Below are 21,154 nucleotides of genomic sequence, written 5' to 3'. Positions count from 1 at the left end.
CGGCTTCCGCTCGCGCGGGCTAGCGCGGAGCAACCCGGTTCGACCGGCTTCCTGGCCGGAAAGACGTCCGCCCGACTCTCCGGCCCGCCACCGCTGCCGGGCGTTCGACCTGTCGAGCGCTCGGCGCAAGGTGTTCGCCAAGCTTGCGGGTCGTCTGCCGAGGCGGCGTCGAGTTACGATTCTCGGGACGATGTCGCGCTTCACTCATTTGCCGCGTGCACCAGCGCGTCGGGCACATCACGAAATTGAAGTGCCGCCAGCCGCGCGTATAGCCCGTGCTCGTGGATCAGCTTATCGTGACGGCCGCGGGCGACGATGCCCCCCTGATCCATGACCAGGATTTCATCTACTTTGCGAACGGTAGCGAGCCGATGCGCGATGATGAGCGTTGAACGCCCGTGCATAAGCTGCTCGAGACCATCCTGAACGAATCGCTCGCTTTCGGCATCGAGGGAACTGGTCGCCTCGTCGAGCAGCAACAGCGCCGGATCGCGCAGAATGGCGCGGGCGATCGCAATGCGTTGGCGCTGCCCACCGGAGAGGCGAATACCGCGCTCACCGAGAAAGGTATCAAAGCCGTGGGGCAATTGGTCGAGGAATTCAGCCGCATGCGCCGCCTCCGCGGCCTTACGAATTTGCGAATCGGTCACGCCGCTTTGTCCATAGCGAATGTTCTCCCAGGCATCCGCGCCGAATATGACCGGGTCCTGCGGAACCAATGCCACCCGTTGGCGAAGTTGCTGCGGATCAAGCAAGCGCAGATCGATACCATCGAAGCGGATGACCCCCTCGTCCGGGTCATAAAAGCGCAATAGCAGCTGCAATACCGTGGATTTTCCGGCACCGGACGGTCCCACCAGCGCAATCTTGCTACCCGATACCAAGGTGAGCGAGAGCTTGCGCAGGGCGGCGGTTTCGGGCCGGGAAGGATAATGAAAGGTTACATTGCGCAACTCCAGCTCACCGCGCGCGGGTTCGGGTAACGCAACCGGCTGGGCAGGCAACGCGATTTTCGGCTCGGTGTTGAGCAACTCCAACAGCCGTTCGGTAGCGCCGGCAGCGCGTAGCAGATTGCCCGCCACCTCGCTTAGCGCACCAATCGAGCCGGCAACGAGCACCGCGTAGAACACGAAGGCGGAGAGCTGGCCGCCCGTTATTTGCCCGGCCAGGACATCACGGCCCCCCACCCACAGCACCAGACTGATCGCCGTAAACGTGAGCAGCATCACCAATCCCGTGAGCAGCGCGCTTACCCGGGTACGCTGAATGGCGGTGTCGAAAGCGGCCTCTACCTGCGTGCCATAGCGCTTCTCGTCGATGCGCTCGTGGCAGAAGGCCTGAACGGTGCGGATGCCGTACAGCACCTCGCCCACATAGGCGCCCACGTCGGCGATCCGGTCCTGACTCTTGCGCGAGAGACCCCGCACCCGATGGCCGAGCAACCACAGCGGCACGATCACGAGCGGAACGCCAAGTAGAACCAGCGCGGCGAGTTTGATGCTGGTGATCGTCAGCATCACCAGCCCACCGGCGATCAGCAGCACATTACGCACGGCAATCGCGAGCGTCGAACCGACCACCACCTGCAACAGCGAGGTGTCCGTTGTCAGCCGCGAAATGACCTCGCCGGTGCGCGTCACCTCGAAAAACGCCGGCTCCAGCTTGAGCACCTGGGCAAAAACAGCTCGACGAATATCCGCCACCACCCGCTCACCGATCCAGGTCACCAGATAAAGCCGGGCAGCTACCGATACTGCCATCACCGTAACAACGAGCAGAAAGAACAGCAGAGCCTGGTTCAGAGCCGTCGCCGAGCCGTTGCTCAACCCGTAATCCACCATATGGCGCAAAACCACGCCGAAGCCGAGCACCGCGGCGGCCGCGATCAGCAAGGCGATCAGCGCGCAGAGCAAAGTGATGCGGTAGGGGCGCAGGAAGGCGAGCAGTTGCGTGAGGACCTTCAGATTGCTGCTGGCGGGACGCTGCTCCAACGCCGGTTTGCTTCTGGGCATAGCCGAATTCAGCTCCTCGGGTTATACTCCGCGCGGATTTAGTGGAAGAAGAATGCCTAAATCGTCGCGCATGGAAATTTTCGGGTCGCCGCATGGCGCCCTGGGTGTTGGGGGCGAATTCTACCTGAGTAGAAACAGGTTATCTTGCCTGTGTTGATATTCCCCATTCCGGCCATTGCATTCGACATCCGCCCCGGGTCGGAGGCGGCGTAGGCGTATTGATGCACTGAGCCGCTCGGCGGGATTGCTCATAGCATTGAGAAATTGCACGCCATGGCGCCTTCCCCTGCGCGGAAGGCGAATCCTTTTCCCGACCGACAAGAATTTCCCGACAAACGGCGATTGAAAAACCCATTGTGCGGCCCCATTCGGGCAGCCGTGACTGACTGCCACTGCAATACCACGGCCTTCTCCACGCTTTGCGCCAGCTTTGGAAACGTCGGGCGTGGTGCGCGCAGAAATGGGTGAGGGAGACTTGCAGAGCCCGTCACGGTCCAGCGAACACACTTGAATGTCTTTGGCACGAGGTTATAAATGGATACCGGCAAAGGAAACGCACAGAAAATTACCAATGTGGCACGGGCTGCCGCCGAGTCGATCCACCCTGGGACAGGCAGTGAAGCGGACGAGTCAAACGCGCGGCTACGACATCTTTACCTCACGAGAGTATCCGGTCGAACCGGACGGCGACTGCGCGCGCTCATGACGCGACGTATGAACCCGGGCGCCTCGCCGCCCTTCCAGCCGATTTGTGGGCCACCCGCGCGAGCGGCCCCCTCGGGCCGCGCGCGGAACCCCGCTTTCTGACGACGCTTGGCGAGAAGCTGGAGCGCCGGGTGGTTGTGCCCATTATGCCTGTCACGCCCTCGAAACGCGCGCCACATCCGTTGGCAACACTCGGAGGCGAAACGCGCGGCCTTCCCATAACGGAATTGGAATCCTTCCGCTTTTCCAGCCTCTATCTGGATTCGAGAGTTGGTCATGCGCATAGCAATTTTCGGCACGGGCGGTGTTGGCGGGTATTTCGGCGGCCGCCTCGCCGAAGCCGATGAGGACGTCGTATTCATTGCCCGTGGCGAGCACATGGAAGCCATGCGGCGCCAGGGGCTGCGAGTGGAAAGCATCGCGGGGAGCTTTCACGTCGAAACCGTGCGCGTGACGGACGACCCGCGCGAGGTGGGCGAGGTGGATGTCGTCCTGGTTTGCGTCAAAGCTTGGCAGGTTACCGATGCCGCCCGCGCCATGCACCCGATGCTCGGAGCCAGGACGATGGTCGTGCCCCTGCAGAACGGCATCGAGGCGCCCGCTCAACTCGCTGCCGCGCTTGGCAGCGAGCGCGTGCTTGGCGGGCTCTGCGGGAGCATCGCCTATCGTGCGGCACCCGGCTGTATCCGTCACATCGGCGTCGATCCGTTCGTAAGCTTCGGCGAAATTGATGATTCGCCGAGCGAACGCGTGGATCGGCTGCGCCAGAGCTTCGAACGCGCTCGGGGCACGCGCGTTACGGTGCCGCCCGACATTGAGGCCGCGATGTGGAAGAAATTCCTGTTCATTGCAGCGATCAGCGGCATGGGTGCGATCGCGCGCGCCCCCATGGGGGTCCTGCGCAGCCAACCGGGCACGCGGCACCTGCTGGAACGGGTCATGGAGGAAATCCACGCCGTCGCCCGTTCGCGGCAGGTCGCCTTGCCGAGCGACATCGTCACTACCACCATGGCGTCGATCGATGCGCTGCCCGCAAAGGCCACCGCGTCCATGCAGCGCGACGTAATGGAGGGCCGCCCCTCGGAACTGGAGGCGCAGACCGGGGCCGTTGTCCGACTGGGGACACAGGCGGGAATCGCCACGCCCGTGAATGCCTTCATTTATCATTGTCTGCTCGATTTGGAGCGCCGCGATCGAGGCGGATAAGTTGGCTGCGCCCGGGGCAATGCAGGAACTTGAAGAGTTCACGAGCGCTCTGATCGCGGCCTGCCGTGCCTCGTACCAGCGTCGGGTCGTGGTTCTCGCAGGTGAGCGCGACTGGTGCCTGCGCCAAACCGAGACGCTCCTCGCTCGTTCTCCCCTCCCGGCAATCGCCTGGCTCGGTAGCCGGTCCTTCGCCGAAATCGCGCCGCGGCGCGCCACTTGCGGCCGCCCGACGCTGGGTGGGGAAGTCGATGCGCTGGTTGTCGATGCCTGGGACGGCTTCGATCCGGACGCTTGCGCTGCGAGCATCGGAGCCGTTCGCGGCGGCGGCCTCGTGTTATTGCTCGCGCCGGCGCTCGCCGACTGGCCCGACTACGCCGACCCGGCGGCGGATCGGATCGCCGCCTATCCACGCACACGCGGACAGCTCACCGGACGTTACCTACGGCGCCTGGTTCGCATCATCCGTTCTTCTAAAGACGCGCTGTTACTCGAGCCGCGCACCCGGTTACCCAAGCTGGCCTCACCGCCAATTTCCTCGCTCAATGCTTCAGCCAAGGGCGCTCACGAGTTGCCAACGCCGGACCAGCTGCGCGCCATCGCCGCAATCGAGCGCTGTGCGCGTGGCCATCGTCGCCGCCCTGTCGTACTCACATCGGATCGCGGACGCGGGAAATCGGCCGCGTTGGGGATCGCAGCCGCCCGGTTGCTGGGTGGCGATCTCAAGCGGATCATCGTCACCGCACCGAGCCTCCAATCGGCCGCTACGCTGTTTCGACACGCCCGAATTCTACTGCCCCACGCCCATGGCGGGCGTGGCCATATCTCGACCGATAACCGGATGTTGGAGTTCATGGCGCCGGATGCGCTGCTATCCGGAGCGCCACCCGCCGATCTGCTGCTTGTCGACGAGGCGGCTGCAATACCGACGCCGGTGTTGAACAGGCTGCTCGGACGATATGCGCGGATCGTCTTCGCCAGCACGGTTCATGGGTACGAAGGCGCCGGGCGCGGATTTGCCCTGCGCTTTCGGCAAATACTCGATCAAAAGACACCCGGTTGGCGGGCGCACTGGCTCGAAACGCCAATCCGCTGGGCGAGCGACGATCCAGCCGAGCGCTTCGTATTCCAAGCGCTGCTGCTCAATGCGCAGCCCGCACCGCCTGCCGCACTGGCGAGCGCCACCGCCGGGCGCTGCCAAATAGAGCCTCTGGAGCGCGACCGTCTGGTAAGCGATGAACGTACTCTGAGCGAGTTATTCGGACTCCTGGTGCTGGCCCACTATCGCACGACCCCCGGCGATCTGCGCCATCTCCTCGACGCCCCGGAGGTGAGCGTATGGGTGCTTCGCCACTGCGGTCATGTCGCTGCCGCTGCATTGCTCGTCGACGAAGGAGGGTTTCCAGCGAAGCTCGCCGAGGCGATCTGGCTAGGGAAGCGCCGGCCACGCGGGCACTTGGTGGCACAATCACTGGCGGCGCACGCCGGCCTGGCCCAGGCACCCCGGCTAGCCGGCCGACGCGTGCTGCGTATCGCTGTGCACCCCGCCTGTCAACGCCGCGGCCTGGGCACGCGGCTGCTGAGCCAGCTATTCACCGAGGCGCGTGGCGATGGAATCGATTATGTGTCGGCGGCCTTCGGCGCCACCGAAGAACTCGTTCACTTCTGGGCACGCCTGGGGCTGCGACTCGTGCGCGTAGGCAACCACCGCGAGGCCTCCAGCGGCAATCACTCCGCTATCATGCTGCGGCCCTTGAGCGAGGCTGGAAAGCGCTTGGCGGACAGCGCCCGAGCTCGCTTCGCCGAACGGTTTGCGAATCTGCTCAGTGAGCCGTTGCGCGATCTGGAACCTGCGCTCGCACTCAGACTTCTTCACCACCTCGGTGCCCGTGATACTCCCGCGCCCGCCATTGATGACTGGGACGATCTGCTTGCCTTCGGATTCGGCCGCCGGCAGTACGCCGACTCGCTGGTGGCCCTGGAGCGCTTGAGCCGATACGCATTGACGAATCCTCGACTCACGGCGCTTCTCAGCCGCTCCGAGCAATGCGTCTTATTGGCCCGGACACTGCAAAAGCACGAGTGGGCAACGCTCGCCGTCTACTGCAATGCCCCAGGCCGGCGGCAGGTCGAGGCGCTGCTGCGAGCCGTCGTGCGCCGCCTCGCCCTAAGCAGCGGCAACGCCGAGGTACGCCACCGCGCCCGTGCCCTGCAGCAATCTCGCTGAGGGAGTGGCATGGGCGCGGACAACGGATCGGCTCATACGCAATTCGGCACCCTGAGAAAGTGCTGGCGATAATATCTCAGTTCCTGTATGGACTCGCGCACGTCGTCCCTGGCCAGGTGCGTGCCACGCTTGGAGAAATTCTGCAAAATCTCCGGGACCCAGCGTTGGGCCAATTCCTTGAGCGTGCTCACGTCCAGGTTGCGGTAATGAAAATATTGCTCGAGCTTCGGCATGCACCGGTGCAGAAAACGCCGGTCCTGACAGATGCTGTTGCCGCACATGGGTGAAGCATTGGCCGGTACCCATTGCCGAAGGAAATGCAATGTGCGTTCCTCCGCCTCCTCTTCGTCAATCTGACTCTGCCGCACACGGTCCACCAGACCCGAGCCACTGTGTTGATCCGTATTCCACTTGTCCATGGCGGCGAGCACGGCTTCGCTCTGGTGAATCGCGAACACCGGACCTTCGGCCAGGATATTGAGCTCCTTGTCGGTGACGGCGGTCGCTATCTCGATGATACAGTCGCGATCCGTATCCAAGCCCGTCATTTCCAGATCGATCCAGATGAGATTCTGCGGGGACTGCGGCATCCTTTCGACTCGCTGTGTAGGCGATTCTAAGCGATTCTAGCAGAGGCCGACCGGGGCTGTCGGCGCCGGTGCGCGCCTCGCAAGCGACGGGACCCGATAAGCCGCGGGCACTTACGATTCCTTTCGACAACCTTGCTAATCGGCGTGCGTGCAACTCCTCGGATTCACGAGCGCATCATGACCGTTTGGCCCGCCGGTACGAGAGAGAGTTCCCCCGGCCGCCGCAAATGAGGCATAAATGATGTCGGGCGCGGAGCGCTCACTTCGGACGTGCCAGCACCAGCGAGAAGTAACAATCCGCCGGTTGATAGTGACTCACGAGATCGAGCCGAGCGGCTTGTAGCTCAGCGTTCAAAGACTCCGCGGTAAACTTGCGGCTGATTTCGGTAAGTATGCTCTCGCTGCGAAGAAACTCGTAATGGCGGTCGAGCGCTTTGAGATGCACGTTCTGGTCGCACCGTGCGACGAGATACATCTCTATGCGCTGTAACGCCTCGTTATAACGCGCCAAATGATCGAAACCTTGGGGATCGAAATCGCCCGTGAGCGCTTGGTTGATGACGTTGAGCACATTGCGGTTGAACGCCGCTGTGAGGCCACTCGCGTCATCGTATGCCGCCTGCAACACCGTCGAGTCCTTGGTCCGATCCGCGCCCAACAGAAAAGCGTCGCCGTCGCGCATCAAACCACGCAGTTCCCTGAGGAAGGCAATCGAATTCTGCGGAGTCAAATTGCCGATCGTTCCGCCCAGGAAGACGAACAGCCGACGCCCAGGCGGCTGCGGAAAATGCGCCAGACCGGCCGAGTAGTCCCCGATCAGCGCCTGGACCCTAAGCCACGGATGCGCTTCAATAAGCGCTCCAGCGGCTGCATACAACACTTCCTCACAAACATCGAAAGGCCAATACTCCGGTGTCAGCCCGTTTGCCTCACAGGCCGCGAGCAGGTGCGCGGTTTTACGGGAGGTGCCGCTGCCAAGCTCGATTATATGATCCGGCCTCGCGTGGCGGATGATGCTGTCTGCCGAGTGCTCGAGCAAACGCGCCTCCGTTCGCGTCGGATAGTACTCCGGCGTATCACAGATCCGGTCGAAGAGCTCGGATCCGGCGGCGTCGTAAAAATACTTCGGGGGTAGGACGCGGGGCCGGCTGGCGAATCCCTGCGCGACGTCCTCGGCAAGATCGGGTACGGGGCGGCTGGCCGGCACCGCCTGGAAACCAAAACGCTCGAGTAACCGGTTGTCAGCGAAAGCACCTTCCGAAGAAATGTTCATAAGAACGCGCTCTTTTAGTAAGGTCTTTTCTTCATACGCTACCATTCTATGGAGAAGAAAGCACAATCGCGCAGGAGTATCGACGTGTGCCGACTCGCCGCCTATTTGGGCAAAGCCGTGCATTTGGAGCGTTTCTTACTCGCACCGGAGCACAGCCTGGTGCGGCAGGCCTGTGCTCCCAAGGAGATGCGCTCGGCTCTGCTGAACGCAGACGGCTTCGGTTTTGGTTGGTATGACGATGGCGGCTGCCCAGTCGCCTATCGCAACATCCAGCCCGTCTGGGCGGACCCGAATCTGGCAGCGCTCGGGCGTTCCCTGATGCGGGAGTTGTGGGTCGCCAACGTGCGCAGCGCGACAGAAGGGTTTGCCAGCGGTTTCGCTAATACCCAGCCGTTTGCGGACGAACGCCTCCTCTTTTTGCACAACGGCTTTGTCGACGCATTCGCAGAAGATCTCCGGCCCCGCCTACGACGCTGGCTGCATCCGGCGATCGAAGCGGCGATTCACGGCAATACGGATTCCGAATACCTGTTCGCGGTGATCCGCCAGCTCAACTCCGCAGGCCCGCAATCACCAAGCGCGCTCCTGCGCCGCCTCGTCGACGCCCTTGCCACCTGGGTGCCCGATGGCCGGGCCTTGCTCAACATTGCCTTGACCGATGGCAAGGAGGTCGCAGTCACTCGCCACGCCATCGGCGATGAATGCCCGACGCTATATGCAACCGGATCCGACCCCTTATGTCCGCATGGGGCCTTGATCGCTTCGGAGCCCCTCACGGCCGGCGCGCACTGGGAAGCGGTTCCCGCTCACCATCTCGTAGCGCTGAACGGCAATCGCCAGCCCAGCGTCTCCGCCCTGTAGAAACATGACAGGATGTGAGCTAGGGAAGGCGCGGCGAATCACCGAACTGGCGGCGATGCATCGTCGCGGCCAGCGCATCGTAGGCCCGCTTTCGGCCAACGATATCCGTACCCAATTTCACGACGACCTCAGCCCGCTCGGCTGGCACATGGGCCATTGCGCGTTCATTGAAACCTATTGGCTACGCGAAGTCGTGCTCAGAAACGATGCGATCACCGCGACCCTGCACGGGGTTTATTTTCCCGATATGTGCGACAAGGCGGCGCGCCCCCAGCTCGTCCTCGGGCGCAATGAGCTGCTGGAATGGACAAGCGCCGTCCATCGCGAGAATCTCGCCCTGCTCGCCGATCCGCCTCGGCGCGTGCGCCACCACCGACTGATGAATGCGCACTACCTGCTCGACTTTCTGATCCAGCACTATGCCCAACACCTCGAGACCATGTACTACGTGCTCGCGCAGCGCCAGCTGCGGATCCGCACCGAGTGGACACCCAACCATCGGCTGACATCGACAAGACGCCTCGCAAGAGCGCTTCGGCTGCCGACGCAGCCCGTCATCATTGGCTGCGACGAACCCTGCGCCTACGACAATGAGCAGCCCCGTCATGAGGTTCGGCAATCCGGTGGACGTATTGCTCAGCACCCGGTCACGACGGCGGAATACCTCGCTTTCATGGAAGATGGCGGGTATCGGCAAAGCGAGCTATGGAGCCAAGCCGGCTGGGCCTGGCTGTGCGATGCGCGCGTTGACTGTCCGGCTACCTGGCGTCGGGCGGAGCGTTGTTGGTACGAGGTGCGCGCCTCCGGTCCATGCGATCTGGAGCCGGGCGCCGCCGTCCGCGGCCTGTCCTACTACGAGGCTGAAGCCTTCAGCCGCTGGGCGGGGGCCAGGCTACCGCATGAATACGAATGGGAGATCGCCGCAAGGGCAGGCTTATTGCAAGGCGTCGGCCAAGCCTGGGAATGGTGCGCCAACCGCTTTCACCCATACCCCGGTTTTCGGCCGTTTCCTTACGAGGGCTACTCCACCCCCTGGTTCGATGGGCGGCACGGCGTTCTGCGCGGTGGCAGCCGGTACACGCTACCACCGGTTCGCCGAGCGAGTTTTCGCAATTTCTACACGCTGGACAAGCGCCATATTGATGCCGGTCTGCGGCTCGCGTGGGACTGAATTGGCGCCCAACGAGTCACTGCGTCTTCGCGCTTCGATCGGCACCGTCCGGCGCGCCGGGCACCCTGCATCTCACGGCGCCGTCTCCCCGGGAGCAGGAATTACAGTGCCTGGCTGTTGCGCAGATCGCGCAGGTTGGTGATCACCTGCTCCAGTGCTTTGTCGAACAGCATATTGTGGTCGAGGATGAACGTTCGCCCGCTGCCGAGGTCATCGGCCACGTCTTGCGTTTTCTTGTCTACCAGCTTGAAACCGGCGCGATTGACGAAAATCAAGCGCCGACCGCCGTTGAGTCGGGCCGAGAGCTTAGCGCGGAGCTGCCGCCCGCCCTCGGTCGTGAACTCGAACCACGTTCCAAGCTCCACATTGGCCAAGCGCTGGACGTGTTCCTCCCGGATACGCTGCTCTTCAGTAAGCGGCGGCGGCTCGGCCTCGACTGGCGGCTCCGGCGCCGGCGGCACGCCCGCCGCAGAGTGTATGGCAGCGTCGCCAGCCGCTTCGTCCGTGGTGGCGGAGAGACAGCGGATGTGCTCTGCTTCCAGGTCCTTGAACAGCCGCGTCATCTCGGAGGGGTTGTACAGAATCGCCTCCAGCCCTTCGCGCAGGTCGTTCAGCAATGCCGGTATGCTGGCCAACACCTGCCGGCGTTTCTCGGGGGAAACCGTCGGCTGGACACTCCAGATCAGGCGGTCCATCAGCTCCAGGCGCGATTCCCAGAGTTGCCCTTGCGGCCCATCCTTCACGCACGTGATGAAGAGCACCTTGAACCAGGCGCCCTCCAGAATCTGGCGCACGATCTCCGGCACCGACCCGATACGCAGACGCCGCTCGATTTCGCTCTGAACGCGTTCCCGTGCCTCGTCTACTTTCGCCTTGCCTTCGGCCGCCTGCCGGGTTCGCGCCTCGACCGTCCGCGCGCGCTCGCGCTCCTGACCGAGAAACTGACGGAAATCCTGCAGCACTTGCTCGAATAAACCAATGTCTTCCCCGAACCCCTCCAGGATTCGAGTCATAACCTCATTCATCTTGCGATAGAGCAGGTCAGCGTCCCGGTTCTCGGGTTCGGCCCAGCCCATCGCAGCCTGAGCCAGCTCATTGATCAACGCCCGCGCCGGATGGCGGCGGTTATTGAAGAAACTGGGCTCGAGCATCGCCACTTTGAGCACCGGAATCTGCAAACGGGCAATGAGGGCCTTTATCGAGGGGGCGAGCCGGTCATCGTCCAGAATGGCATCGAAGAGCATGCTGACGATATCGATCGTATCGTTCGCCGCTCGCTCGATGGACGGCGGTGCATCGCTGCCGGATCCAACGCCCCTGGGACAACGCCTCAAAAGCGCCCTGAGCTCCTCGGCATTCAGTCGCTCGGCGGTCCTCGATACGCCCAAGGCACCGCTAGGCTGCTGCTGCAGGGCGGACAGTGCCTGCACCAGATCCGAGCGGCTCATACCCGGCGCGGCAGGCGCAGTCGAGCGCTCTTCGGTGCGCAGATGCGCGAGCAACTCCTGGAGCACCTCCAATGTCGCGCCGCCTTCTTCCTCGGCCGCGTCGCCGACGGATCCGGCGTCAGCGGCAGTTCCGCCACCGGTGCTTTGGCTGCCGCCAAGCCCCCGCGGCTCGCCGGAAGTACCGGCCTTTGGAAGAATTCCGGCGTCTGCGAGAAGGCGATTGGCGGCCTCATAGAGCGCCGGCAGCTGCAGTAGCGCCTGCTTCTCAAAGAGTTTGAAGATGATCAGCTTGGGCTGGATGGCGATGTCGAAGCGCCCGATCGCGACCACGAAAGCATCCACGATCTGGCGCGGGTCCAGCGGGTTACAATCCTCATCGACATCACGTTCGACGACGAGCTCGTCCAGCCGCGCCTGCAGCTGAGCGAGCGGAAGCGCGCAGCGCGTACGCAGCTTGCCGACGGCGGTATCGGCCGCGACGTTCTCCTCCACTACCGTCTCGTCCATGAGCTCGAGGGAATAGCTCATTTGCTGCGCCGCCGCGCTCGCCCGCGCGTCGGGCTCGCGCAAGCCCACGAAAGCACCGTCCACCTCGCGCGCGAACGCCTGCAGCACCGTCCGGCGGCTCAGCCGCACCTGCCGCATGGTGGCGAAATACATCGTCTGATCTGCATTGCTGCCGGCCTTCTCCGCCCGGTCGAACAACGCATCGTCGACTTGATCCAGGGCCTGCCGCAGCAATGCCTCCAGGCGTGTCTGAGCCAGGGTGCAGAGCTCGTTCAGCACCTTGACACCTGCGCTCGGCGTACAATTGGTGTTTAGGTAGACAATCTTGTTCTGCCCAACCATGGCTCACACCTGGTAAATTACAAAAACGCAATGGCTCTTTATGGCCCCCTTTTTAGAGGAAAGCCTAAAACCTTAATGTGACTTATATCACATAATAACTTCTCGCCACGGATCGCCACCGCCGCATCGGCCACCCGCGGGTTGGCTAAGGGCTGAGTATAATCTCTGCTTGGATGCCGGTATCCGTCCTGGCTTGCTGATCAAACACACAACGCACGGAGAGACCATAATGACCGATGTATATGCGTTGCTCGGCGATGAGGCGGAGAGCCTGCTTTCCTACCGCTGCCGCGGGATCCCTGCGCAGATGCTGCACTTACCGGGACCCGATTACATCGACCGCGTGGTCGCTCAGAAGAACCGCAAGGCAGGCGTCCTGCGCAACCTGCAGGCCATTTTCAATCAGGGCCGGCTCGCCAATACCGGCTATCTCTCCATCCTTCCTGTCGATCAAGGTGTAGAGCACTCCGGGGGGGCTTCCTTCGCGCCCAACCCGGCGTATTTCGACCCGGCGAACATCGCCCAGCTGGCCATCGAGGGCGGCTGCAACGCAGTGGCCTCCACCCTGGGCGTTCTCGCGGCAATCTCGCGACAGTACGCCCATCGCATTCCCTTCATTGTGAAGCTCAATCACAACGAACTCCTTACCTATCCCCCCCTCTACGACCAGACCCTGTTCGCCTCGGTGGAGCAGGCATTCGATCTCGGCGCCGCGGCCGTTGGCGCAACCATTTATTTCGGCTCACCGGAGTCGCGCCGACAGATTCAGGAAATCAGCGAGGCGTTCGCGCATGCCCACGATCTGGGCCTGGTTACGATCCTCTGGGCCTATTTGCGCAACCCCGCGTTCAAGAAAGACGGCACCGACTACCATGCGGCCGCGGACTTGACCGGCCAGGCCAATCATCTGGCGGCGACCATCGATGCGGATATCGTCAAGCAGAAGCAGCCTGAGAACAACGGGGGCTTCACAGCCCTCAACTTCGGCAAAACCCACCGCAAAGTATATGAGGAGCTCACCAGCGAGCACCCGATCGATCTCACCCGCTATCAGATCGCCAACTGCTACATGGGGCGGGCCGGGCTGATCAACTCGGGCGGCGCCTCCGGCGGCAACGATCTGCAGCAGGCGGTGCGCACGGCGGTGATCAACAAACGGGCCGGCGGCATGGGCCTGATCAGCGGACGCAAGGCCTTCCAACGTCCCTTGCGCGAAGGCGTGGAGCTGTTACACGCCATTCAGGACGTTTATTTGGACAACGAGCAGGTGACCGTGGCCTGATTCGAAACCGTTCTGAAGAGGCGGGCACGAACGCCGCCGTTATCCGGAATTCAGCCACAGATGCGTGAGGATGCTCGCGGCATAGCCAAGCGCGATCGCCGGTGCCCAGCGCAAATGCGTCAAGAACGTATAGCGGCCATGGGCTTGGCCCATGATCGCAACGCCGGCTGCCGAGCCGATCGATAGCAGGCTACCGCCGACGCCGGCGGTCAGTGTAATCAGCAGCCACTGGCCCTGCGACATTTCCGGATGCATATGCAACACCGCGGCCATGACGGGAATATTGTCGACTATGGCGGAGAGCACACCGATTGCGGAATTCGCAAGCGTCGGCCCCAGTTGCGCGTACAACAAGTGTGAAGCCACGGCGAGGTAACCGAGGTAACTCAACCCCGCCACGCTGAGGACAATGCCGTAGAAAAACATCAGCGTGTCCCACTCGGCCCGCGCCACGTGGCGGTACATGTCGAACGCGGTGATATCTCCGGCCTGGCCGTAGTCCGGACGATCGGAGGGGCTCGGAATATGCGTCTTCTGCAGATAGAAACCGAGCATCTGCAAATAGGCCATGCCCATCATCATGCCGAGAAACGGCGGCAGGCTCAGATAATTATGAAAGAGCACCGCCGTGGCGATGGTCAAGGCGAACAGCACCATGACCCGCCTCGCGCCGCGCTTCATCGCGATTCGCTCCCGCACCGGCGGCGGAACGGCGGTTGGGACCGCGAAGTGCATCAAAGCGGCCGGCACCAGAAAGTTGACCAACGCGGGCAGAAACAGCGCGAAGAATCCGGTGAACGCAATCTCCCCGGCCTGCCAGACCATCAGCGTCGTGATATCTCCAAACGGGCTGTATGCGCCGCCGGCATTGGCCGCAACGACGATATTGATACAAGACAGAGCGACGAATTGGCGGTTGTCAGCGCCGACTGCCAATACCACCGCGGCGAGCACGAGCGCCGTGGTCATGTTGTCCAGCACCGGCGAGAGCAAGAAAGCGATAAATCCCGTGATCCAAAACAGTTGGCGATACCCGAACCCACGGCCCGCCAGTCGCGAGCGCAGCGCCTCGAATACGTCACGCTCGGTCAGCGCATTGACATAGGTCATGGCGGTGAGAAGGAAGAGAAAAAGCTCCGCGTATTCCTCCAATGCGGCACGCAGCGACGGCTCGACGGCCGCGGCGTTGCCATTCTCTGCATGGACGAGGGCGATCAATCCCCAAATCAATCCTGCCGCGAGCAAGACGGGCTTGGATTTGCGCAGGCCCGTGACCTCCTCGGCCATGACGAACGCGTAAGCCACGATAAACAGCGCAAGGCAGCTCATGCCCACCCAGGTCCCGGTCAAATCCGCCGCCGCGGTCTGCCCGCCGACGGCAAACGCCAGCGCCGGCCACAGCAGTGCCGCGAGACCGGCAAGGCAGCGCGGCAACGTCACCTTTTTCCCCATTAACATCCTCGTCTCCCGGCCGGAGCCACTGCAGCGCGAAGTGGCTCGCATTTTCATGGTTTGCTCGCTTTTTGCGTCCAGGCCGCGAGCACCCGCGCCTGCCGCGCAGCGCAGCAGACGGTGAAGCGCGATGCCCTGAGAGTGTGCGCCACGTCACTTCGGCGCTCTTCCGCTCACGGCTGAAGGCATTATCATTGACTGGCTCCGGCGCACCATGCGGGCAGTGATTGCGCCGGCACTCGTCCATCGAATTGAGGACCATCGATGTCGCAGACGCTGACGCAAGTTTTACGGTGGAATCTGGCACACGCCTTCGCTCGCAATTTCCTCGGCCACTCGCCGCGATGGTACAAGCTCACCATCAGCGGTTTTTTGGTGACGAACCCGATTCTGCTGATCGCCGCGGGACCCCAGCTGACCGCTTGGGCGTTGGTCATGGAGTTCATCTTTACGCTGGCAATGGCGTTGAAATGCTATCCGCTCCAACCGGGCGGGCTGCTGTTGCTGGAGGCCATCGCGATCGGCCTGGTCAAGCCGGAACGGATTTACGAGGAAACTTTGCAGAACTTCCCGGTGATTCTCCTGCTGATGTTCATGGTCGCCGGGATCTATTTCCTGCGTGAGCTATTGCTTGTCACGTTCACTCGCATCTTGCTCGGCATCCGCTCAAAGGCCCGGCTCGCCTTGTTGTTTTGCAGTGTCTCGGCAACGCTTTCGGCGTTTCTGGACGCGTTGACCGTCACGGCCGTAATCATCACGGTGGCAGGCGGATTCTACGCCGTCTATCACCGGGCCGCCTCCGGCACCCGCCTTGCCCATGAGCACGATCACACCGATGACACCGCAGTCGGCAGCCACCATCGCGCGGATCTCGATCAGTTTCGGTCTTTTCTGCGCAGCCTGATGATGCACGGTGCGGTCGGTACCGCCCTGGGCGGTGTCATGACCCTCGTCGGTGAGCCTCAGAACCTGCTCATCGGTCATACCATGGGCTGGCATTTCACCGATTTCTTCCTCCGAATGGCGCCGGTGACGATACCGGTGTTTCTGGTCGGGTTGGCCGTGTGCCTCGCTCTGGAGCATTGCCGCTGTTTCGGCTATGGCGCCACGCTGCCGCCGGTCGTGCGTCAGATTCTCACGGAGTTCGAGGCCAACGAGCGCGAGCGGCGCGGCGCCGTGGATCTCGCCATCCTACTCGTCCAGGCGCTGGCGGCGCTGTTGCTGGTGGTCGCGTTGGCGTTTCAGCTCGCCGAAGTCGGGCTCATCGGGCTGGCGGTGATCATCCTGGCCACTGCACTCAACGGCATCACCGAGGAGCACCGCCTCGGTCATGCCTTCGAGGAAGCGCTGCCTTTCACCGCGCTGCTCGTGGTCTTCTTCGGCATCGTCGCCATCATTCATGAGCAGCATCTCTTTACACCCATCGTGCACTGGGGCCTGGGGTTCCAGGGAAACGTTCAGCAGGCGGTCTTCTTCGTCGCCAGCGGCCTGCTCTCGATCGTCAGCGATAATGTATTCGTCGCCACCATATACATCGACGAGCTGAAGAGCGCGTTCGAGGCAGGCGAGCTCGCCACCCGACAGTTCGACCACCTCGCGGTGGCGGTCAATGCGGGCACGAACATTCCCAGCGTGGCGACCCCCAATGGCCAAGCGGCTTTTCTGTTCCTGCTCACATCCACACTGGCGCCGTTGATCCGGCTCTCTTATCTTCGGATGCTCTGGATGGCGTTACCCTATACGCTCGTTCTGAGCGCGACTGCGCTGTCCTGCACCTGGTATCTGATCTAGGAGTTCTTATCGGCATTTTGCGCGGGCCGGACGGGCAGCCCCTCTGCGTGGGATCGCAACCGATCATCCGAAATTCGTTTGAGATAGGCAGCCAACGATGTGCCTTGCCGAGCAGATAGCGGCGGACGTCGCACGGGCGCTGGCCGAGGACGTCGGCAGCGGTGATCTCACCGCCGAGCTGATTCCCGCCGACACCGCCGCCTCCGCCACAGTCGTGTGCCGCGAATCCGCCGTCATCTGCGGGATCGCGTGGTTCGATGCCGTTTTCGCGCAGCTCGACCCGGCCGTGCGCGTCGAGTGGACCGTGCAGGACGGCGATCGCGTCCCGCCGGGGCATAGCGTTTGCCGTCTCAGTGGTTCGGCGCGGGCATTGGTGAGTGGGGAGCGGACCGCGCTCAACTTCCTGCAGCTGCTCTGCGGCACGGCGAGTACCGCTCGCGCCTACGCCGACGCCGTCGCCGGCACGAAGACCCGAATCCTGGATACACGCAAAACCCTGCCCGGCCTGCGCGCCGCACAGAAGTTCGCGGTCCGCTGCGGGGGCGGCGTCAATCATCGCCTGGGGCTTTACGATGCCATTCTGATCAAAGAAAACCACATCGCCGCGGCCGGCTCGCTCACCGCCGCCGTGCGCTCAAGCCGACAGCAGCACCCGGGCAAGGCAATCGAAGTCGAGGTAGAGGATCTCGCGCAACTCGAGGAAGCCCTCGATGCCGGCGTGGATCATCTCTTGTTGGATAATTTTTCTCTGGAGGCGCTGACCGCCGCCGTGCGCCGCACGGGGGGTCGCGCTCGGTTGGAAGCATCAGGCAACGTCGAGATGGCTGACCTCGCGGCCATCGCGGCCACGGGTGTGGACTTCATCTCCGTCGGCGCACTGACCAAGCACGTGCACGCCATCGATCTGTCAATGCGTTTCGATCCGCTAACACAGGCGGCCCGCTGAGCGGCTGCATCCCGGGCGTTCGGGGCGGCGCCGCACGCTCCGGCAGGCTGGCGCCATAGCGAAGTGGTCGCCCGGCGCCTCGCCGGCGTTCTCAGTGCGTATCCGGTTGTTCAGAGATGACGGAAATATGGGCCGGATTCGGCTTGCGCCAGCACCCAACCGTTGCCGTCCGGATCACTGAAGGTAGCGAATTGGCCCCAGGGGGCGGTGCAAATCTCGGAGATATCGACACCCTGGGTGTGGAGGATTTCATGATCCGTTTCGATATCGTCCGTGCCCAGCACCAAGCCCTGCTGGCAACCCGGCGGCATCTGCTCGTGCCAGGTCACGAGGCTGATACAGGTCGACGATCCGGGAGGGGCGAGCTGTATCCAGCGAAGGCCCGATCCCAGCGGGCGATCCCGGACGACGCGAAATCCCAGGACCTCCTCATAGAACATCCTCGCCCTGTCCTGATCCGATACGGGCACGGACACCGTGTCGATATGCATAGGCTGTTTCGCTTTCGCTCGCTTATTTCAGCATAAACCGTCTAAGACGTTTCGTATATCTCAGCGCCGGTCAGCGAAGGAGATACGGCTTGCCTCCGAGTCACTCCCCCGTCGAGCGACCGCCGCTTTCGCAACCCTGGGTATCCGCGAGCGTTTTGCCATGACGCACGCGCGCCGCGACCGGCGCACCGCCGACCCAGTAGGCGAGCTCGGCGGGGTCGTCGACGTCCCAGCTCACCAGATCGGCGTATTTACCGCATTCCAGGGTGCCGTAATCGCCCTGCAAACCGAGCGCGCACGCCGCAACACGGGTGACGCCGGCGAGCGCCTCCTCCGGTGTGAGCCGAAACAGCGTGCAGGCCATGTTCAACATGAGCCGCAGCGAGCGCGCCGGCGAGGTGCCCGGATTGAGGTCGCTGGCGATTGCGATCGGCACCTGATGCTCGCGGAATAACGCCACCGGAGGAATCTGCGTTTCACGCAGCGTGTAGAACGCACCGGGCAACAGCACCGCGACGCAACCGGCGCGCGCCAAGGCACGCACATCGTGCTCCGAGACATGCTCCAGATGATCGACCGAGAGCGCCCCGTAACGCGCGGCTAGCCCCGCCGCTCCGACATCGGAGAGCTGTCCGGCATGCATTTTCACCGCCAGGCCGAGGCGCCGCGCCGCTTGCAGCACGCGTTCCGCCTGCGAGCGGCTAAAGGCAATGCCCTCGCAAAAGACGTCCACGGCATCGACCAGCCCGGCCTCCAGCGCGCGCGGCAGAATCGTGTTCGCGATCAGCTTTACGTAGCCGTCCGGGTCCCCGGCATATTCCGGCGGCAGCGCGTGAGCCGCCAGACAGGTCGTGCGCACGGTCAGGGGCAAGTGCTCGCCGAGGCGGCGCGCCAAGCTGAGCAGGCGCAGCTCGTTCTCCACATCGAGACCGTATCCCGACTTGATCTCCAGGACCGTCACCCCCTCCGCGAGCCGCTCCCGCGCGCGCGCCTCGGCCGCGCCCAGCAGCGACTCCGTGCTGGCCGCACGCGTGGCTTTGACCGTGCTCAGAATGCCGCCACCGGCACGGAGGATATCCTCGTAGCTGGCGCCTTCGAGACGCTGCGCGAACTCGTGCGCGCGCTGGCCGCCGAAGATCAAATGCGTGTGACAGTCGATCAGCCCGGGGGTTACCCAGCGCCCACCGAGATCGACGATCTCGACGGCGTTGCCCATCGGCAGGTCCTGGCGCCTGCCGACCCAGGCAATACGCCCGGCCCGCCCCGCGATGGCGGCATCGCGGATTGCACCGTACGCCACGCCCGGCACCATGGTGGCCGCGTGGCAGTTGAGCCACAGCGTATCCCAGTCCATCGCTCACTCCATCCTTGCCCGCGCGGACGAAACGCTATTTGACTCGCTACTCGTTCAGCATCGGCAGATCAAGCCCCTGCGCCCGGGCAAACGCGACGGCCTCGGGGTAACCCGCATCGGCATGACGCATGACACCGGTGCCCGGGTCGTTGGTCAGTACGCGCTCGATCCGCCGCGCGGCGGCTTCCGTGCCATCGCAGACGATGACCTGCCCGGCGTGCTGCGCAAAGCCCATACCCACACCGCCGCCGTGATGAAAACTCACCCACGTGGCGCCGCTGGCGGTATTGAGCAGCGCGTTGAGGATCGGCCAGTCGGAGACCGCATCGGAACCGTCCGGCATCGCCTCGGTCTCGCGGTTGGGACTGGCCACGGAGCCGCTGTCGAGATGGTCGCGGCCAATCACCACGGGCGCACGCAGCTCGCCACGAGCCACCATGTCGTTGAACGCCAGACCCAGAGGCGCGCGTTCCCCCAGCCCGACCCAGCAGATTCGCGCCGGCAGTCCCTGAAAGCGAATCCGCGTCCGCGCCATATCGAGCCAGCGGTGCAGCTGCGGCTGCTCGGGCAACAGCCGCTTCACCGTCTCCTCGGTGCGATGGATGTCTTCTGCCTCGCCGGACAGCGCCACCCAGCGGAACGGCCCGATACCATGACAGAAGCGTGGACGCAGATAGGCCGTGATGAAGCCCGGGAAGTCGAAGGCTTCCTCGACTCCCGCCTCCTTCGCCATCTGGCGGATATTGTTGCCGTAGTCGAACGTCGGCACGCCCCGGCGGTGAAACTCGAGCATGGCGCGCACCTGGATCGCGATGGAATCTTTGGCCTCCTGAACGACGCGTTGAGGATTACTCTGGCGCAGACGTTGGGCCTGTTCCCATGTCCAGCCAAGCGGCAGATAGCCGTTCAGGGGATCGTGGGCGCTGGTCTGATCCGTTACCAGATCCGGCATGACGCCCCTGCGAAGCAGTTCCGGGAACACGTCGGCGGCATTGCCATGCAGCCCCACCGAGAGGGCCTTGCCCTCCCGCCGAGCCCGGTCGATCGCGGCCAGCGCATCGCCCAGATCATTGCTGGGCCTATCGAGGAAACCGCTCTCGAGGCGCCGTGCGATGCGGCTGGGCTGGCATTCCACGGCGAGCATGCAGGCCCCGGCCATGGTCGCGGCAAGCGGCTGGGCGCCGCCCATCCCGCCGAGACCGGCGGTAAGGATCCAGCGCCCTTCCAGCGTGCCGCCGTAGTGGCGGCGTGCCGCCTCGGCGAACGTTTCATAGGTGCCTTGCACGATGCCCTGGCTGCCGATGTAGATCCACGAGCCGGCCGTCATCTGGCCGAACATCATCAGTCCTTTGCGGTCGAGCTCATGGAAGTGTTCCCAGCTCGCCCAGCGCGGCACCAGATTGGAGTTGGCGATCAGCACGCGGGGCGCATCCGGGTGGGTCTCGAACACGCCCACCGGCTTGCCGGACTGGATCAGCAGCGTCTCGTCGGCTTCGAGG

At 63.4% G+C, this 21,154-nt stretch carries 15 protein-coding genes; 7 read left to right on the top strand and 8 right to left on the bottom strand.

The window, feature by feature from the left end; genetic code table 11:
* Positions 1-200 precede the first annotated feature (200 nt).
* Positions 201-2,012: an ABC transporter transmembrane domain-containing protein gene (locus AC52Q4_RS12680; protein ID WP_495537162.1), complete on the bottom strand. Its 1,812-nt coding sequence runs from the start codon at positions 2,010-2,012 to the stop codon at positions 201-203.
* Between the two features lie 981 nt (positions 2,013-2,993).
* Between AC52Q4_RS12680 and AC52Q4_RS12675 the strand changes: the two genes are divergently transcribed.
* Positions 2,994-3,923, top strand: a complete 930-nt coding sequence (locus AC52Q4_RS12675) for a 2-dehydropantoate 2-reductase (RefSeq protein WP_495537161.1) — start codon at positions 2,994-2,996, stop codon at positions 3,921-3,923.
* A 19-nt stretch (positions 3,924-3,942) separates the two neighbouring features.
* Complete coding sequence (locus tag AC52Q4_RS12670) at positions 3,943-6,147, top strand: tRNA(Met) cytidine acetyltransferase TmcA (RefSeq protein ID WP_495537160.1); 2,205 nt, start codon at positions 3,943-3,945, stop codon at positions 6,145-6,147.
* Between the two features lie 32 nt (positions 6,148-6,179).
* Here AC52Q4_RS12670 and orn read toward each other — a convergent pair whose 3' ends face one another.
* Together orn and egtD are read right to left on the bottom strand one after the other, a co-directional pair.
* The gene (gene orn, locus AC52Q4_RS12665) at positions 6,180-6,737 is read right to left on the bottom strand and encodes an oligoribonuclease (protein WP_495537159.1); all 558 of its coding nucleotides are present in this window, start codon (positions 6,735-6,737) and stop codon (positions 6,180-6,182) included.
* Positions 6,738-6,996: 259 nt separating this feature from the next.
* Positions 6,997-8,010, bottom strand: coding sequence for an L-histidine N(alpha)-methyltransferase (gene egtD / locus AC52Q4_RS12660; RefSeq protein ID WP_495537158.1), 1,014 nt, complete (start codon positions 8,008-8,010; stop codon positions 6,997-6,999).
* Positions 8,011-8,094: 84 nt separating this feature from the next.
* Here egtD and egtC point away from each other — a divergent pair, with 84 nt between their 5' ends.
* Together egtC and AC52Q4_RS12650 are read left to right on the top strand one after the other, a co-directional pair.
* Positions 8,095-8,871: an ergothioneine biosynthesis protein EgtC gene (gene egtC, locus AC52Q4_RS12655; RefSeq protein WP_495537157.1), complete on the top strand. Its 777-nt coding sequence runs from the start codon at positions 8,095-8,097 to the stop codon at positions 8,869-8,871.
* Between the two features lie 4 nt (positions 8,872-8,875).
* Entirely contained in the window at positions 8,876-10,042 is a 1,167-nt protein-coding gene (locus AC52Q4_RS12650) for an SUMF1/EgtB/PvdO family nonheme iron enzyme (protein ID WP_495537156.1), read from the top strand.
* Positions 10,043-10,143: 101 nt separating this feature from the next.
* Here the strand turns inward: AC52Q4_RS12650 and AC52Q4_RS12645 are convergent, their stop codons facing one another.
* A complete protein-coding gene (locus AC52Q4_RS12645) occupies positions 10,144-12,339 on the bottom strand; it encodes a DUF1631 domain-containing protein (RefSeq protein ID WP_495537155.1) in 2,196 nt (731 codons plus the stop codon).
* A 229-nt stretch (positions 12,340-12,568) separates the two neighbouring features.
* On the opposite strand from AC52Q4_RS12645, the gene AC52Q4_RS12640 reads away from it, so the two are divergent.
* Entirely contained in the window at positions 12,569-13,621 is a 1,053-nt protein-coding gene (locus AC52Q4_RS12640) for a class I fructose-bisphosphate aldolase (RefSeq protein ID WP_495537154.1), read from the top strand.
* Between the two features lie 39 nt (positions 13,622-13,660).
* On the opposite strand, the gene nhaD is transcribed toward AC52Q4_RS12640, so the two are convergent.
* Entirely contained in the window at positions 13,661-15,073 is a 1,413-nt protein-coding gene (nhaD, locus tag AC52Q4_RS12635; protein WP_495537153.1) for a sodium:proton antiporter NhaD, read from the bottom strand.
* Positions 15,074-15,337: 264 nt separating this feature from the next.
* Between nhaD and nhaB the strand changes: the two genes are divergently transcribed.
* Positions 15,338-16,864, top strand: coding sequence for a sodium/proton antiporter NhaB (gene nhaB, locus AC52Q4_RS12630; protein WP_495537152.1), 1,527 nt, complete (start codon positions 15,338-15,340; stop codon positions 16,862-16,864).
* A 97-nt stretch (positions 16,865-16,961) separates the two neighbouring features.
* Entirely contained in the window at positions 16,962-17,810 is an 849-nt protein-coding gene (nadC, locus tag AC52Q4_RS12625) for a carboxylating nicotinate-nucleotide diphosphorylase (protein WP_495537151.1), read from the top strand.
* A gap of 110 nt (positions 17,811-17,920) precedes the next feature.
* On the opposite strand, the gene AC52Q4_RS12620 is transcribed toward nadC, so the two are convergent.
* The 3 genes from AC52Q4_RS12620 to hutU all read right to left on the bottom strand — a co-directional run.
* The gene (locus AC52Q4_RS12620; RefSeq protein WP_495537150.1) at positions 17,921-18,301 is read right to left on the bottom strand and encodes a VOC family protein; all 381 of its coding nucleotides are present in this window, start codon (positions 18,299-18,301) and stop codon (positions 17,921-17,923) included.
* Positions 18,302-18,401: 100 nt separating this feature from the next.
* Positions 18,402-19,655 carry an imidazolonepropionase gene (gene hutI / locus AC52Q4_RS12615; protein WP_495537149.1) on the bottom strand — a complete coding sequence of 418 codons (1,254 nt, stop codon included), beginning with the start codon at positions 19,653-19,655 and terminating at the stop codon, positions 18,402-18,404.
* Between the two features lie 46 nt (positions 19,656-19,701).
* On the bottom strand, positions 19,702-21,154 hold a 1,453-nt coding region (gene hutU, locus AC52Q4_RS12610), incomplete at its 5' end, for a urocanate hydratase (protein ID WP_495537148.1).

The sequence above is a fragment of the Nitrococcus sp. genome, from assembly GCF_059432795.1.
The sequence above is the reverse complement of the archived record's forward strand: the minus strand, read 5'-3'. Positions and strand labels throughout refer to the sequence as shown.

Coding starts and splice junctions, on each gene's coding strand:
- AC52Q4_RS12680 (WP_495537162.1), bottom strand. CDS start 2,012: ATGCCCAGAAGCAAACCGGCGTTGGAGCAGCGTCCCGCCAGCAGCAAT.
- orn (WP_495537159.1), bottom strand. CDS start 6,737: ATGCCGCAGTCCCCGCAGAATCTCATCTGGATCGATCTGGAAATGACG.
- AC52Q4_RS12670 (WP_495537160.1), top strand. CDS start 3,943: ATGCAGGAACTTGAAGAGTTCACGAGCGCTCTGATCGCGGCCTGCCGT.
- nhaD (WP_495537153.1), bottom strand. CDS start 15,073: ATGGGGAAAAAGGTGACGTTGCCGCGCTGCCTTGCCGGTCTCGCGGCA.
- nhaB (WP_495537152.1), top strand. CDS start 15,338: ATGTCGCAGACGCTGACGCAAGTTTTACGGTGGAATCTGGCACACGCC.
- AC52Q4_RS12645 (WP_495537155.1), bottom strand. CDS start 12,339: ATGGTTGGGCAGAACAAGATTGTCTACCTAAACACCAATTGTACGCCG.
- egtD (WP_495537158.1), bottom strand. CDS start 8,010: ATGAACATTTCTTCGGAAGGTGCTTTCGCTGACAACCGGTTACTCGAG.
- AC52Q4_RS12650 (WP_495537156.1), top strand. CDS start 8,876: ATGACAGGATGTGAGCTAGGGAAGGCGCGGCGAATCACCGAACTGGCG.
- hutI (WP_495537149.1), bottom strand. CDS start 19,655: ATGGACTGGGATACGCTGTGGCTCAACTGCCACGCGGCCACCATGGTG.
- AC52Q4_RS12620 (WP_495537150.1), bottom strand. CDS start 18,301: ATGCATATCGACACGGTGTCCGTGCCCGTATCGGATCAGGACAGGGCG.
- nadC (WP_495537151.1), top strand. CDS start 16,962: ATGTGCCTTGCCGAGCAGATAGCGGCGGACGTCGCACGGGCGCTGGCC.
- AC52Q4_RS12640 (WP_495537154.1), top strand. CDS start 12,569: ATGACCGATGTATATGCGTTGCTCGGCGATGAGGCGGAGAGCCTGCTT.
- AC52Q4_RS12675 (WP_495537161.1), top strand. CDS start 2,994: ATGCGCATAGCAATTTTCGGCACGGGCGGTGTTGGCGGGTATTTCGGC.